Annotated in this window: 21 protein-coding genes and 1 other annotated feature; all 21 genes read right to left on the minus strand. The window is 30.0% G+C overall.

What is annotated here, in order from left to right; genetic code table 11:
• Nucleotides 1-675 precede the first annotated feature (675 nt).
• The 21 genes from asnS to ACX6U0_RS07955 all read right to left on the minus strand — a co-directional run bounded on the left by asnS (nucleotide 676) and on the right by ACX6U0_RS07955 (nucleotide 14,771).
• Nucleotides 676-2,067, minus strand: coding sequence for an asparagine--tRNA ligase (asnS, locus tag ACX6U0_RS07855; RefSeq protein ID WP_464959399.1), 1,392 nt, complete (start codon nucleotides 2,065-2,067; stop codon nucleotides 676-678).
• 51 nt (nucleotides 2,068-2,118) lie between these two features.
• Nucleotides 2,119-2,358: a binding site (T-box leader), on the minus strand.
• Between the two features lie 488 nt (nucleotides 2,359-2,846).
• Nucleotides 2,847-4,199 (minus strand): trypsin-like peptidase domain-containing protein, encoded by a 1,353-nt coding sequence (locus tag ACX6U0_RS07860; protein WP_464959400.1) that lies wholly within the window; start codon nucleotides 4,197-4,199, stop codon nucleotides 2,847-2,849.
• Between the two features lie 598 nt (nucleotides 4,200-4,797).
• Nucleotides 4,798-5,421, minus strand: a complete 624-nt coding sequence (locus tag ACX6U0_RS07865) for a pentapeptide repeat-containing protein (protein WP_464959401.1) — start codon at nucleotides 5,419-5,421, stop codon at nucleotides 4,798-4,800.
• Nucleotides 5,422-5,480: 59 nt separating this feature from the next.
• Nucleotides 5,481-5,681, minus strand: a complete 201-nt coding sequence (locus tag ACX6U0_RS07870; RefSeq protein ID WP_464959402.1) for a hypothetical protein — start codon at nucleotides 5,679-5,681, stop codon at nucleotides 5,481-5,483.
• A gap of 776 nt (nucleotides 5,682-6,457) precedes the next feature.
• Nucleotides 6,458-6,754, minus strand: coding sequence for a hypothetical protein (locus ACX6U0_RS07875; RefSeq protein WP_464959403.1), 297 nt, complete (start codon nucleotides 6,752-6,754; stop codon nucleotides 6,458-6,460).
• Nucleotides 6,755-6,917: 163 nt separating this feature from the next.
• Complete coding sequence (locus ACX6U0_RS07880) at nucleotides 6,918-7,445, minus strand: hypothetical protein (protein WP_464959404.1); 528 nt, start codon at nucleotides 7,443-7,445, stop codon at nucleotides 6,918-6,920.
• Between the two features lie 154 nt (nucleotides 7,446-7,599).
• A complete protein-coding gene (locus ACX6U0_RS07885) occupies nucleotides 7,600-7,905 on the minus strand; it encodes a hypothetical protein (protein WP_464959405.1) in 306 nt (101 codons plus the stop codon).
• 526 nt (nucleotides 7,906-8,431) lie between these two features.
• Nucleotides 8,432-8,908, minus strand: a complete 477-nt coding sequence (locus tag ACX6U0_RS07890; RefSeq protein WP_464959406.1) for a hypothetical protein — start codon at nucleotides 8,906-8,908, stop codon at nucleotides 8,432-8,434.
• Nucleotides 8,909-9,066: 158 nt separating this feature from the next.
• Complete coding sequence (locus ACX6U0_RS07895; RefSeq protein WP_464959407.1) at nucleotides 9,067-9,246, minus strand: hypothetical protein; 180 nt, start codon at nucleotides 9,244-9,246, stop codon at nucleotides 9,067-9,069.
• Between the two features lie 46 nt (nucleotides 9,247-9,292).
• Entirely contained in the window at nucleotides 9,293-9,532 is a 240-nt protein-coding gene (locus tag ACX6U0_RS07900; RefSeq protein ID WP_464959408.1) for a hypothetical protein, read from the minus strand.
• Nucleotides 9,533-9,655: 123 nt separating this feature from the next.
• Nucleotides 9,656-9,871, minus strand: coding sequence for a DUF6366 family protein (locus ACX6U0_RS07905; protein ID WP_464959409.1), 216 nt, complete (start codon nucleotides 9,869-9,871; stop codon nucleotides 9,656-9,658).
• Nucleotides 9,872-10,039: 168 nt separating this feature from the next.
• A complete protein-coding gene (locus ACX6U0_RS07910) occupies nucleotides 10,040-10,306 on the minus strand; it encodes a hypothetical protein (protein ID WP_464959410.1) in 267 nt (88 codons plus the stop codon).
• Nucleotides 10,307-10,354: 48 nt separating this feature from the next.
• Nucleotides 10,355-10,564 (minus strand): glycosyl transferase, encoded by a 210-nt coding sequence (locus ACX6U0_RS07915; protein WP_464959411.1) that lies wholly within the window; start codon nucleotides 10,562-10,564, stop codon nucleotides 10,355-10,357.
• A 206-nt stretch (nucleotides 10,565-10,770) separates the two neighbouring features.
• The gene (locus tag ACX6U0_RS07920) at nucleotides 10,771-10,986 is read right to left on the minus strand and encodes a hypothetical protein (RefSeq protein ID WP_464959412.1); all 216 of its coding nucleotides are present in this window, start codon (nucleotides 10,984-10,986) and stop codon (nucleotides 10,771-10,773) included.
• 202 nt (nucleotides 10,987-11,188) lie between these two features.
• A complete protein-coding gene (locus tag ACX6U0_RS07925) occupies nucleotides 11,189-11,380 on the minus strand; it encodes a hypothetical protein (RefSeq protein WP_464959413.1) in 192 nt (63 codons plus the stop codon).
• Between the two features lie 22 nt (nucleotides 11,381-11,402).
• Nucleotides 11,403-12,140: a hypothetical protein gene (locus tag ACX6U0_RS07930; RefSeq protein ID WP_464959414.1), complete on the minus strand. Its 738-nt coding sequence runs from the start codon at nucleotides 12,138-12,140 to the stop codon at nucleotides 11,403-11,405.
• Between the two features lie 685 nt (nucleotides 12,141-12,825).
• Complete coding sequence (locus ACX6U0_RS07935; RefSeq protein WP_464959415.1) at nucleotides 12,826-12,981, minus strand: hypothetical protein; 156 nt, start codon at nucleotides 12,979-12,981, stop codon at nucleotides 12,826-12,828.
• 125 nt (nucleotides 12,982-13,106) lie between these two features.
• On the minus strand, nucleotides 13,107-13,523 hold the full coding sequence (locus tag ACX6U0_RS07940) for a DUF4304 domain-containing protein (RefSeq protein WP_464959416.1): 417 nt from the start codon (nucleotides 13,521-13,523) through the stop codon (nucleotides 13,107-13,109).
• 81 nt (nucleotides 13,524-13,604) lie between these two features.
• Nucleotides 13,605-13,931: a hypothetical protein gene (locus tag ACX6U0_RS07945; protein WP_464959417.1), complete on the minus strand. Its 327-nt coding sequence runs from the start codon at nucleotides 13,929-13,931 to the stop codon at nucleotides 13,605-13,607.
• A gap of 187 nt (nucleotides 13,932-14,118) precedes the next feature.
• Nucleotides 14,119-14,364: a hypothetical protein gene (locus ACX6U0_RS07950; RefSeq protein ID WP_464959418.1), complete on the minus strand. Its 246-nt coding sequence runs from the start codon at nucleotides 14,362-14,364 to the stop codon at nucleotides 14,119-14,121.
• Between the two features lie 71 nt (nucleotides 14,365-14,435).
• Entirely contained in the window at nucleotides 14,436-14,771 is a 336-nt protein-coding gene (locus tag ACX6U0_RS07955) for a hypothetical protein (RefSeq protein ID WP_464959419.1), read from the minus strand.
• Nucleotides 14,772-14,857: the final 86 nt, after the last annotated feature.

Genomic DNA, 14,857 nt, shown 5'->3' on the forward strand with positions numbered 1-14,857 from the left:
CTTTAGCTTTTATCTATGATTTTAATCAAATTTATTTCTAATAACTTCCAAATTCCAAACCTCAATTGAAAAGTATATAAACTTTTAATTATATTAGTAATCTTTATGAATTTTAAGAAATTAGTACTAAAAATAATTGCTGGTAAAATTGTCTAATCGGACCCTAAACAAAAAACTGAATTATATTGTTGGATAGTTCTTTTGGGACTTTGATTACAAACCCTTTATCCTTAAATATATTCACCTGTATTTTTAATCGACTGAATATCTATATGTCTTAAGTATTCAGTTCAAATTAAAAAGACAATTGCCCTATAAAATAAAAACAAAATAAAAAAAGCTGCCGAAGCAGCCTATACGATATTCAGCTAACTCACCAGTAGTTGAATAAGGAAAAGGTTATTTTTTTGTCGTGTAGTAAAGTATCTAGAAATTAAGCCTAAACCTAATCCGATAGTTAAAACGATTAATGAGATATAATTTTTTCCGTACTCCTTTTTTAATATATTTCAAAAAATAATATTCGAATTCCTATATTTATTATCTACAAAACAATTCTCTTAACTGAACTAAACTGCCATTCGTATTATAAGATCGATCATTCAGTTTTTACTAGTTGACCTTTTTAAAAAAAATAGGATGCCTCAGCATCCTATTCTTCATCTTTATATTAAATTAAAAATCTGCATTTCCCGGTGTACGAGGGAATGGTATTACATCACGGATGTTCTTCATTCCTGTTAAATACATAACAAGTCGTTCAAATCCAATTCCATAGCCAGAATGCTTTGTACCACCGTATTTTCTAAGCTCCAGATACCACCAGTAATCTTCTTCATTCATACCAAGTTCTTTAATTCGTTCTACAAGGACGTCTTCTCTTTCTTCACGTTGACTTCCCCCAATTAACTCGCCAATACCAGGAACTAGTAAGTCTGTTGCAGCCACTGTTTTACCATCCTCGTTAGCTCTCATATAAAATGCCTTAATTTCTTTAGGATAGTCAGTAACGTAGACAGGACGCTTGTAAATTTCCTCACTTAGGTAACGTTCATGTTCTGTTTGCAAATCTGTTCCCCATTCAACAGGGTAGTCAAACTTTTTACCTGAGTTCTGTAATAATTCAACTGCTTCAGTATAAGTAACTCGACCAAAGTCAGATTCTAACGCATTCTTTAATCGCTCGATAAGTGTTTTATCAATAAAACTATTAAAGAATTCCATTTCTTCAGGTGCTTGTTCAAATACGTAATTAATAACATACTTGACCATATCTTCACCAAGATCCATAATATCCGGAAGTTCTGCAAATGCAACCTCTGGCTCGATCATCCAGAATTCTGCAGCATGTCGTGCAGTATTTGAATTTTCTGCTCTAAAAGTCGGACCAAATGTATATACATTACGGAAAGCAAGTGCATACGCTTCCCCATTTAATTGACCACTAACAGTTAAATTCGTCTCTTTACCGAAGAAATCTGCACTTTCGTCCACTTTACCGTCTTCAGTTTTTGGAAGCTGGTTTAAATCCATTGTTGACACACGGAACATTTCTCCTGCGCCTTCAGTATCGCTTCCTGTAATGATTGGTGTATGTACATATACATATCCTTTTTCTTGGAAGAATTTATGAATAGCATATGATGCAAGAGATCTTACTCTGAAAACCGCTGAGTAAGCATTCGTTCTTGGACGTAAATGAGCGATTGTTCTTAAATACTCAAGAGAATGTCTCTTTTTTTGTAAAGGAAAATCTACATCCGATAATCCCTCAACAATAATTTTTGTCGCTTTAATTTCAAAAGGCTGTTTCATTTCTGGAGTTGGAATAAACTCACCTTCTATTGTAACAGTAGAGCTAATAGGTAACTTCGTAATTTCTTTGAAGTTATCTAAATTGTCCTCAAATACTATTTGTACACTCTTAAAAAATGTACCATCGTTTAACTCCATAAAGCCAATCGTTTTGGAATCGCGAAGAGTACGAATCCACCCTGAAATTTGAACAGTCTTGTCATTATAATTTTCTTGATTTCTATATAAATCTTTAACTACAGTTTTTATCATAATTTGCCTCCATATGTTAATTTCCCATAAAAAAAAGCCTTCTATCCCTATAAAAGGGACGAAAGACTAACTTCCGCGGTACCACCCAAATTGTCATAATATGACCAACTTAAAAGCTAATATTGCTTATCCCAGTTAAATAACGTTCTGGTAACGTCTAAGCCTACTTAAGTTATCTCTTTCGGTTAGAACTCAAAGGTGTTCTTCATTCATGCTTCATCGCCAGGCTTTCACCGTCCCCGGCTCGCTATAGAATATAGCATAAACTACTTTCCTTTTCATCGATTTAAAAATATACAGTTTTAAATGAATTGTTACAATAATAAAATATCACAAAACATAATCCATTGTCTAGTTCACCCTTAAGATGAATAGTTGGAATCTTTTTTAACATATAATTTCATTTATTTCCATTTCCTTATTTAAATAACCTGCCATTTAGATTAAGTGATAAACTTCTCAAAATATAATATTAAATAGTTAGATTTAATATTATGTATGATGCTATGGATTTTCAAAATAATTTCTTAGATCGAGGTTTTCAAACCAATTGACGTACAAGTTTCGATTACATTAGTAATAATAATTTAAACAAAACCGAATTGATTTAAGTAACCTTGAGGATCAAGAAACACGATCAAAAAATCGAGCTATTTAGTCTAAATCTCTTTCACTTGAATATCTTAATCGTACTGTTAAATATAAAGAAGAGGAATTTATCTAATTAAATAGATAAAGAGCTTCCTATTTTGGAAGCTCCATATTAATAATTACAATTATTATTGTCCAATCCAAACTGAAACCGAATATTCTTGACCAGCGTTATTGTACTTTGCTTGAGGATCTACATAGACACCAATGTGATAAAAGCCTGGAGTTAAATCATTTGATAAATAACAATAGTACCTTTGGCGCTCTGGATCCCATTCTGCAGTACAGACATCAATGAACTCACCATCAACGTCATATAAAGCAAACGTTAGGTCTTCACTATATTTAGCATCTGTCGTTGAAGCAATAATAGATACAGTTTCATTATCTGTAATTAAAAAGTAATAGAAATCCATATCTTGATTATTTGAAAACGTTCCATATAACATTGCATCTTCGTAAGGGATATAATCTGCATCATCAATCGTATTATTACTCTCTTCTTCATCAACAGAACCCTTACCTTGTGCCGGAACATAATATGCCTTATTTATTTCTAGTAAATCATAGTTAGAGTTTGCTGGAATTTGCTTATACACATTAATTGGTATAGCGTAATTCATATTTTGTGCATCTACTAGTGTTAAGTCATTCACTCCAATTACTTCTCCATATACATTCACGAGTACACCACCTGAATTACCTGGCGTAATCGGCGCACTTGTTTGGATAAATTGATTCTTTCCAATTGCTACATTTCTATTGCTAACAATACCTTCTGTAATCGTATTTTGAACTCCTCTAGGTGAACCAAGGGCATATACTTTTTCACCTGTTTGAACTTTACTTGAATCAGCAAGTGTTACAACAGGTAAATTTGTAGGACCATCAATCTTCAGAATTACAATATCTTTATCCGCGTTATACCCTTTAACCCTACTAGTCTCGTAAGTTATGCCATTTGAGAGTTTAATTTTAACTCTTGATACTAAAGATACATCTGAAACCACGTGATGGTTAGTAACGATTTTTCCGTCTTTTGAAACAATGAACCCACTACCAGTTCCAACCAATTGATTATGTTGGTTATATGATTCTATGTATACAACGCTTTTATTTACTTTATCAAATGCTTCTTTAGCAGATAGTTTCTTTTTGGATACTGAAACTGTAGCTACACTTTTGATTTTCAGTTTAGGAACAGAAACAGTAATGTTAGCTTTACCTGGCTTTAATGCTGTTACTTTGCCATTTTTCACTGACAATACTCCAATATTACTTGTTGACCATACAACAGGATTGTTCTTAATATTTTGTGCCTTATATGTTAGTTGTTTACTTTGACCTACATAGATGCTTAATTTTGATTGTGTTAGTTTGATAGATGGTTTTACAGTTGCAGCGGATGCGCTGTTTGTATAACCCTGAACAAAGAATAAAACTACCAATAATGATATAACTAGACTAGTAAACTTTTTCATACAATCTCCTCCGTTCTATTTCCATAATAACCCAATTATTATATCGTCATTACTATATGAATATTAAGAAAAATAAACAAAGTGGTTAAAATGTTAGGGAATCAATCTAATGTTAAATCTCTTCCCCACCATTTTTCATTATTAAAATAATAATCTTTAATGTTTTCATTATCCATTTTGACTCGTATTTCTTGTTGTTTCTTCGTTTAGCTCTTGGTGGGTTTGTTCCAAATAATTTAGCTTTTGCCTTTGGCCCAGCTTTTACATCGACTCTAAGTGGTTTTCCATTTCCACCAACATATCCAAGTTCTTTGAATCAATTTCGGATTTCTTTTGCTTTAAAATGTTTGAAATGGATTGTTTTATTGTGGAGTAATATTTTTTTCAGGGTGGATTTTGGACTGAAGTTCTCACTTTAATCCTTGTGGTTCACTGGTTCAATCCATGTATAAGCGTACATATTAACTATAAACATTTTTTTAATACGAGTACTACCTTCTTCCCCATAAAAAAACCTTGAAAGACACATAGCCAATCAAGGTTCTTGAAATTTATTATGAACTAAATAGTGTTTTTATCTTAGTGTATTCCTTAAATTTCACTTATTTAAACTGTTATCTTGTAGCCACTTCTTTGCTTCTTCACCTTTTAGAATTACTGGTAGTTCTGGTGAGCCAATATTAATACTATTTATAAAAGCTTCTTCTATTCCCTGAATTCCAGTTAATTTAGAACCGTTTAATAATACCCCATCAAAGGTAGCTAATCGTATATCAACATTAATTAAAATTGCGTTACGAGAATCTGCCTCATCAAAAAGACCTCCTACTAAATTAGCCTCCGATAAATCAGCATTAACAAACACCGTTTCAATACATTCACTATCTGCAAATCTAGCAGATTTAATATTGGCACCTGTGAAGTCCACATAAGAGACATTAGATTTACAGAAATCTGCACCTTCTAAATTTGCAGATATATAAGTTGATGAACATAGTAACGATGACGAAATATCCTTATTAAATAAATTCATGCCATCAAATATACTTGATGTAATATATGCCTGATTTAGTAGATATAGGGATAAATCTACATCTCTCATATCAATCTCATCTATACCTAGTTTTTTACCTTTCTCTCCTAGAGTCCCAATCCAAAGTCGGTGTGATTCAAATTTACCGATAATTTCTTTATAAGTTGTCATACCATACCAAGCCTCCATTATGGATACAAAATACCTCTTAAAATATATTGATCTAACGCATCCGTTAGCTATACATGCTATTTCCTATTCAATAGGACCTTATATAAATCAATAATTAAAGAAACTCCACAAATAAGGAAAAGTACAAAACCAAGATATCGAAAAATAGTTTCCACATTATCCATGACATCTCTCCAAAAGAAGAAAGGATGAATAGGAACAATCATTAAAGTAACTCCGATAATAAATCCATAAAAAAATGTCCTTTGTCGATCCATTATTAAACTCTCCTTGAGTCATACTTATCTAACTTTGAATTATTTCTTCATTAAAATATGTATTTCCTTCCTTTCATCGTATTCCTCTAAACTATTTGGCCATTAACAAAATAAAAAGAAGACTGTCAAACCAGTCTTCTCGATATTGAACTAACCCGCCAGTTAGTTCGATAAGGAATTTATTAATCCTTTAAAGGTGCTATTGTACAACTCAGTCTATTTTAAAGTTAAAGGTAAAATAATCTGCACTCTATAGTTGCTTAATTATAGCTTTTATAAAAAGAATAAGAAAAATTATACTTAATAATAGCAAGGTGATAATAATTACATATGAAAAAAGATTGTCAAAAAAATTACCTCGCGAATTTAGATTTGTTAATCTCCAAATGGAGAAAATAAGATTTACTAAGCAAAAAATAGCTCCTAAAATATCTTTCTTCATTAATATCCCTTTCTTAAAATACGTAACTTACCTCGTATTCCTTAGTTTGTTTTCAAATATTCCTTTTTTTTTAGATTCAGATCTTCTTTATATAAATAAGAACTCCACTAAGAATTAGGAATGGTGTTCCTTTCTAAGATAGATTGAATGAGCCTTTCAATATTCTTCTTTTTCTACCCTACATTTCTTAATTTTTTAATATTATTATAACATTACTAATTCTACTAACCTGCCATATACATAAATAAAAAAGCAGCCATTGGCTACTTTTAATCTTCAACTAACGCGCCTGTTAGTTCGATAAGTAGGAACCTAAAATCTTAAAATTGAATTTTTATTTTGGATTATTAAAGTAAAACCCAAATATTCTTATAGCTGAAATTTCAATCTTTTTCCCATTTTTGTCTATGAAAGTAATTTCATGTTTTGAAATAAAAAAACCATCCCTAGTATAAGAAGAATCATATCTAAGTTTTCCATTCGGACCATTCCAACCTAATAGATGATTATCAGCAGTAGTAATACCTTTTTCAAATGCTAAAAAATTTTCAAATGTCTGTATACTACATAAGTTTGTTATTAAAAGAATTATTAATGTACCAGCTACAAAATACAAAATAAATTTTTTCATTTTATTTCACCATCCTAACTTGCTCTTTTTGGAGTGTAACAAAAAATGCTTATTAAGTCATCACAAATTTATGGGACTATCTCATTCCACTAAACTGCCATTTACTTCAAAAAAAAACAGCCTAAGGGGCTGCTCTCAATCTTCAACTAACGCATCCGTTAGTTCAATAAGAGCCAATTATAGTTATCTTAAATTTCTCACTATCAAGCTCTAGTTCTACATGGTTCTCCCAGTTTAAAAATTCATCACATGAGATTGATAATTTATTATTATTATTCCAACCATTAAACTTAATCATGTCCATTTTAATTGGACTTTCTAATAGTTCCGAATCTTTTAATGTCGATCCTATTTTTTCAATTGTATAATAATCAGCTACAATGAAATCTCCAGCAGGTGTTACTGTTAAGCATCGATATTGAGGTTGTGATTCATATTCGATTAAATCTCCACTTAGAGTATCAATTTGAAATAAATAATCAGAAGTCAGTACTAAAATTTTGTTAAACTTCTTGGATAGTGCAACTGCTCTTGGAGACCCTCTGAATTCTCCACACCATTCCTCAAAATCATCATTTTCAAATTTAACCCATGTCCATTCTTGTGAATACCAAGGACTTGGTATATCGTAAATTCTTTCTTTGTATTGTCCCGAATATGGCATATTAATTAATTCAGCTTTAGAAATCAATTCATTTGTTCCTCCATAGATTTTACGTTTAAATCTAGTGTAATCTTCTAGTTTCTATATAACAACAAAAAATGAGTTGTGGCTCCTACAACTCATTTTTTGTTATTGAACTAAAGCGCCAGTTTGTTGAATATGAACAAATTAAACAGTTAAATTAGCTTTCCCAAATTATAATAAGCAACAATATACGAAAAGACCATTCTATTAATTTTACATATTTATTTTTGCTTTTTTCCTCTAATACTTCTTTGAATAAATTTATTTTTAAGAACAATTTATTTATTAATTTAACTATTAATAAACAGGCTAAAAGAATAAAAAAACCAATTACTAGAAATTTAAACCCTTTTTCTACTACTCCTGTGTATATCAATAAAATTGAAATTATCAATGTTAGATTAATTGCTATGTTAAAGTCTTGTTCTTTAATGAATTCTCTGGTAGTTATTGTTTGTTTCATTTTTATCCCCTAACTTTTTTTATAACGTGCACTTAATTATATCAATTGAGTAAGTTTTGTAATTTAGGAAATTTTTACCTTTTTACATAGTTTTTCAAATTATTCTTATTGAACTAATCTGCCAGTTAATACAAAAAGAAAGAGCTGCCAGTGGCAACTCATGCTATTGAACTAACGCATCCATTAGTTGAATTAGCTCTTATCCCTTTTATGATACCAATGAAAAAAAGAACGACTTCAGTTATCAAATATACAACTACTATCAATATAATTATATAGATCTTATTCGATTCTAATGTTATTTTTTGATTTATCAATAAGGTCAATAAGATTGCAATTAATACGCCAGTAAAAATACCTATAAATGTTTTAACCCTTTTTAAAATATAAGTTCTCATTTTTCACCTCGATCAAAATAGTCTTCTTTTTATAGTCTATTTTGAGTGTAAAAAATAAGACCGCCGAAGCAGTCCAACTTAGTAACTAACGCATCCTTTAGTTGCATAATACTTTCATGTTAATCGTATCAATCTATTTTTTTCAGATAATTAAATAACTCAGAAATCTCATCTTTGTTTGCGATACATTCATTCTTTGCTAAAAAAGAGAGTATTGTAATAGGTTTATTTTGCAATGAAGCTGAATACACCTTATGGTGTCCATCTATAATGTAATGGGTCAAACACCAATGTTGGGTGTGAGTTGCATCATCATCAAAATCAACAGGTTCTTTTATGTCTAAGACCGATATACACAACGCAGTTGGCTTTTTTAGATCAGAAATAATTGAATCGTATTTCTTAATTGTTTCCTCTTCTAACCAATTTATTGGAAAAGTAGGAACTATAAATTCAAATAACTTTGAAGTGTTTGTAATCTCTTCTGTTAAACCTCTATAGTATTTAATTTTTGGTGAGTGAGGCAACCCCCAGAACCCATCAATCCCCCAAACTTGAACTTGTTCGTTATAAAAGTAGTCTTGGTCTGAACCTAATTCAACCAATTTAGGGCTAATTTCTTTAAGAGAAACCTCGTAATCTCCGTTAGGGAGAATTAACGATACATTGGAAAGAAAATCATTTTCTATATTTGATATCCCTTCTTGTAATGCATTACTAATTTTTTTTGATAATACTCCTTGATTAGAGCCATTTGCCCCTTCTAACCTTTCAAAGAAAAATGAACAAGTTCCACAAATATTACCGATATGAAAAGCTTTTTTCCATCAATTGCAATATATCTATCCCATATATCCCAATCATCTCCACCCGTTGTTTCAAAAGAGATTATTGAGTGCGAGTCTCTGATTGTCCAACTTTTTTGCTCTATACTATTATTCATAGCTAACCACCTATACTTTAATCACGAAGTTCAACTAATGCGCCAGTTATCTAAATAATTTTTTATTCTGCAATACACATATTCCTAGGCCAACAATTGCACCTAAAATACCTATTACTAGTATTACTCTAATTAAAGGAACTAAATAATCTAAGTAATTTACAAATGTTGAGACAGTAGTACCATAACCATCATTCTCTTCGATTTTATACGGTACTTTAAATAGACCTATTGTTAAACCAATAATCATTCCATAGATAAAACCAATATTAATAGACTTAATCATAATTTCTCCTCTAATTCTTGTTGTCTATGTATAATAATACCATTCTTAATTAACCTAATGTGCTATTAACTGCATTAAAAAAACGAGCTGCAAGCAACTCGTTTTCATCAACTAACGCGCCAGTTAACGAAAGAAGACAGAATATATTATAGCCCCTACTATTAGTACAAGAATAAGTATTCCAGTACCTTTCCAACCCCAACTATTTACCGAATCTACAAGACTGCCATTGTTTACCCTATTAAAAGCATCATTTAGATTGCCAGTTGGATTACCTTTTAATTCTTGTTGTCTTAATCTCTCTCTTTTTTGTTCAGGTGTTTCTTTGTTTTCTTGCATTTAAACACCCCCAATAAATTAAATAACCATTCTTTATTTATATATTTTACCACAAATAACCATTTTCCTTTTTGAACTATTCTGCCAGATAGTACAAAAAAAAGCTGCCAAAGCAGCTTACTGTTGTTGAACTAACGCGCCAGTTAGTTCCATAAGAAAACGTTCAGTTTATTTTTCACCCATCCCAAAACCAAGCACGAGAAGTGAGACTATTGTACAAAATGAAATCAAGTTAAAAGCAATTGGTATCCATTTTATTATTCCCTTTTTACCTTTAAATCCTGTAAAAAATCCAATTAAAGGCAAGAGCCCCATTGTAATAATTATCAATTTACCAAATTGACCAAAAGTTCCAAACGGGCTACTAATAAGTAAATATGACAATATTATAAACAAACCTAAAAATAGAAAAGAAAATATACTATATTTATTCAATATAATTACTCCATTCCTTAATACATCACTTCTATTTTTTTATAAAAATTACTTATTTCTAAATGTATTCAGTAATCCAACACTAAATATTAAAATACCAATTAGCATATATGAATGAATATAACCATTTAATATTGGAACATATTCACCAGTTAAGTTTTTATTATTATAAATCACATTTACTGATTTATATGCTAATGGTGTACTTACTAAAATTATAAAAATCCCTATTATAAAAAACTTAATTTGATTTTTCATAAAAATCCCCCTTAATATTTGTTTGCCAAAAACTGATTACCAAAATTTAACAATTTAAACTCACTATATTATTCTATAAAAAATTTATTTATCCTCTAACTTTATGCAACCACTCTGTCATTTAGCTCAATAAAAAAAGAACAGCCAAATGCTGCTCTATCTTTAACTAACGCGCCATATCGTTAAATAGTATAATAATTTTATATTTAAAAATATGTATGACAAGAATTACAGTGCTGCGATCCATTTCCCGCTCTTTTTACTTGTTTACTACACTTTGGACATTCGACGAAATATGTCCCAGCTCCAGCATTAACTAATGAACCATTAGTAAAAATACTCTTGTACCATTTGTTGATTTTTTCAAAAGCCAAAATATATATTCCACCGATAATACCCAATATTATACCTGCAAGCAACATAAATATACTCTCCTCTGCTCTATGGAATTTCCAAATTTTGCCTTGTTTTTAATTCGACAAAAAACTAAAAAATCCTACTTTAAACTTACAATATATAATTTGAAATTCTTAATTAAAATCCAAATAGTAAAAAAGAGGACGATCAATTATTAATCATCCCCTTTTTGTTTAACTAACGGCCCAGTTAGTTACATAAATTATCTCATGTTCCAACAATACCAAGTTCAATTAACACCTGCCATATAATAATAAAGATAAATGCAGATAATCCAATTAATGTAATCCAAGAATTAATTGTCTTTTTTCCTCTTATCATTTTGTAAGAAAAGTAGAAGAAAAATGTTAATAATAGGACTGTAACAAAGGCTACAAACAGATATAAATATACAAACATGATGAATACTCCTTTTATTGAACTACATTTTCTTCGCTTTATATTTTTTTATTACTATTAAAATTAAACTACTAAAAGTTAATATAATACCAATACCAAATGTAGCCATTGGATAAAAAAACGGATATATGAAAACTAAGAACGAGGGATAAGAAGACCAAGAGTCTGTATAGTAGCCAACAGGGCCTTCATCCATAGTAGGAATAAGTTTTGTTTGTAATTTAGATTTATTTTTGAACGAAAAATCTTCCGTCTTTACTTTTCCATCTTTATTTACCGTAATAACTCGGTATTTGGGATTTAGTTCTTCATTTGGTATGATATCATCCAAAGTGTCCACGATTTCCCTAGTTGTTTTAAGAACAATGGCAAAAGATTTTTCTTTTTTCTTTTTATCAAATATGAGCCAATAAGAAACATAATGTGTATATTGATTTAGTCCGTCTTCACTTATTTTTACTGGGTAATACTTTAATACATCTTTTTGTTGACCATTAATTGTAATATAGACATCAGCCAATTGGACAAAGTTATCCCACGGATCACGATATACTGGTGCATCAATTAATTTATGCCTTGTATCTATATTATTTGTTCCAAATTGATACTTAGAAGGTAACCCTTCATACATTTCATTTAATTCAGTAATTTTGTATTTTCGATTCATATCCCAATTATATACCAATTCTTTGAACATGCTGTTTTGCACAGAAAGTAAAACTAATACTACTCCCAATAAAAATATAAACTTCTGCTTCATCATTTAATTCCCCTATTTTTCCTATTCTGATTACCAACTACACTACTATTGCTAATGTACAAAATGGTTTTTTCTTAATTATAGCAAAGTAAATTATAGCAATATAAATTTTAGTAAATTCTAAAATCAATTATAAGCCTCTATTAAAATAGAAAAAAGACTACCAAAGCAGTCTTTAGAGTTCAACTAACGCGCCAGTTAGTTCAATAACAATTAGGTTTATTTTCTAGTTTTGATTAAGAATTCATTTAGTAACCTTTGTTGTTACTTTGTTTAAACTATTTACACAGACTGCGAGTACTATGTAAATTACTATGATTTTAATAATTAATCTTAAAATAAAACTTGTAAAGAAACCTGCTATCCAATTCGCACCGTAATATATACAAATGAAAGCTAAAACGATGGTAATAAGATATGAGATCAATACACCTGATATTTGGAACTTAGTTAGCCCTTTTAATAAGTTTCTATTTTTAAATATTATATAAATCGTTATCAGAACGAAAATAACCAACATTAAAATATCATTCATAATTACTCTCCTTTTGGTCTAATTCTAACACAAATTTTATTGAATTATCTTACCGATAATAATAAAAAAGTGCTGCTTTTGGCAGCACTTTTGCGCAACTAACGCATCCGTTAGTTTAATAAAAATAGAAAATCAGTTATATCCCCAAATTCATTTTGAATCCAATAATTGAGAAATATTCCATAATTGACCTGATATATTGTCTAAACTTTCTTTTAAATCATGAATTTGAAAACCAATAAAATACAGTCCAATTAAAAGAGCTATTCCAAAAACGTATAATGCAATTTTATCAAATTTGCTCAAAGAGATTCTACTTTAAACGATACATTTTATTAATTCTTATTCTTTATTTTACTTGAAATACCTTTTAGTCCGTAAAAAATAGACTGCCGTAGCAGCAGCCTATACTTGTTCATCTAACGCGCCAGTTAGTTACATAAGCTTGTAACCCAATTACGATCTGATAAGTTTAATAACTTTAAAACATTGATAGCAACATTCTCAAAATCTATTTCTGATTTTGCTTCCTCAAATTCAAACCAAATTCCATCTTCATCTTTTGATTTAGCTCCCAATCTATATCGGTTGTTAATATCATGTGCAGTCACCTTGTTGGGTGGAATATGTTCCCCCTCGTAAGTCGTTACGCCTTCTATCGAACAGTTCGTCAATTCAACTACAAATGAGCCACCCCATCTGCTAAATTGAAATGTAATTAAGTCTATATTAGATTCATTCATTCTTCTAAAGTGTGGTAATGAGCCTTTAAAACCTTGTTCTCTTAAATAAGGAATTACGATATTTTTTAAAGCATGATCCATCTTTTTTCTTTCACTCGATGCCATTTTGCTTCTCCTTTAGGATTTATTCGATACATGGTCTTATTGAACTAACGCATCCGTTAGTTATATAAGAATGTAATAAAATTAGTTGCCATACTTATCACTTCTTACAGGAATGCCATTCTCTTTGGGGTGATTAAATATATCTTCATAAGGCAATGTACCAACTACATTAAACCTCCCTGAACTAGGATTGTATTCAAAAATTACAAGTTGCTCCCATCCACTACCAATTCCTGTATCAATAACTCCTACCCTGTTTGGCGCAATTTGCACCACTCTACCACGATTATCTATATCGACATTCTGGTTTGGATATTGCACATCACTTTCATTATTTATTTTAAATGCAATAACTACTAAACAAATAAAAATACCACTTAGTATTAATTTATTAAAATTGTCTTTCATAGCTGCTACCTCACCCTTTAAATTTTATTGATTTATTTTATTTATTCAATTCAATTAAATACTTAAAAGTCCTTTTCTTATTAACTAAACTCCCATTTAGTGCATCAAAAAAAGGACTACCGAAGTAGTCCTCGTTGTTTAACTAACGCGCCAGTTTGTTATATAAGGAATCTATTTCTCTTTTACATTAAAAAATTGTATCAATCTCAATTAAGTCCCATACTTCTTCAATATGTTTCCCATTCAGAATTACTTTTCGAAGTAAATCATCAAGGTTTTCTCCAATGATTTCACTAGATGAATCAAAAGCCTTCCAAAACATAAATTGACCTGTTCCACAACCAATATAGTAATTTTCACTTTTGTAAATAAAATGTATCTCACTACCCATAATTAAATCTTCTAGAAATTCCTTATAACTGTATTGCTCCATTTGATTGAACTCCTTTAATTTAGCATTAGAGCCAGTTAGTTTGATAGGTAATATAGATTGTTATTAGAATATTACTTGATTCGGTGTCCAATATTCGTATAATGAATTTTTTTAAGTTCATTTAGTAAAGACCTATCTACGTATAAAATTGATTCTTTACCATTATATTTATCAATATCATACAAGCCATTTATTACGTATAATTCATCAAATCGCATATAAATTTTAATAGAATTTTCTTTAGGACTATCAAATATTTTATTTTGATTTTCAAGTATTAATTTACTCAATAAATAGGTATTATTATGGTCAATTCCAAAAGTATGTCCTGGTGAATATACAACTATTTTTTCTACCCTCATTTCATTACCTTCTACAGCTAAATAATTCCAATCGATTGTCTTCATAGATATTGGCTCTCGAATATCGTCAACTTTATCGAAATAACCTTTATTTTCTAATTGAATGATTGCCACAAAACATACTAATATTA

The organism is Gottfriedia sp. ABJ_BB2_2 (assembly GCF_055484705.1).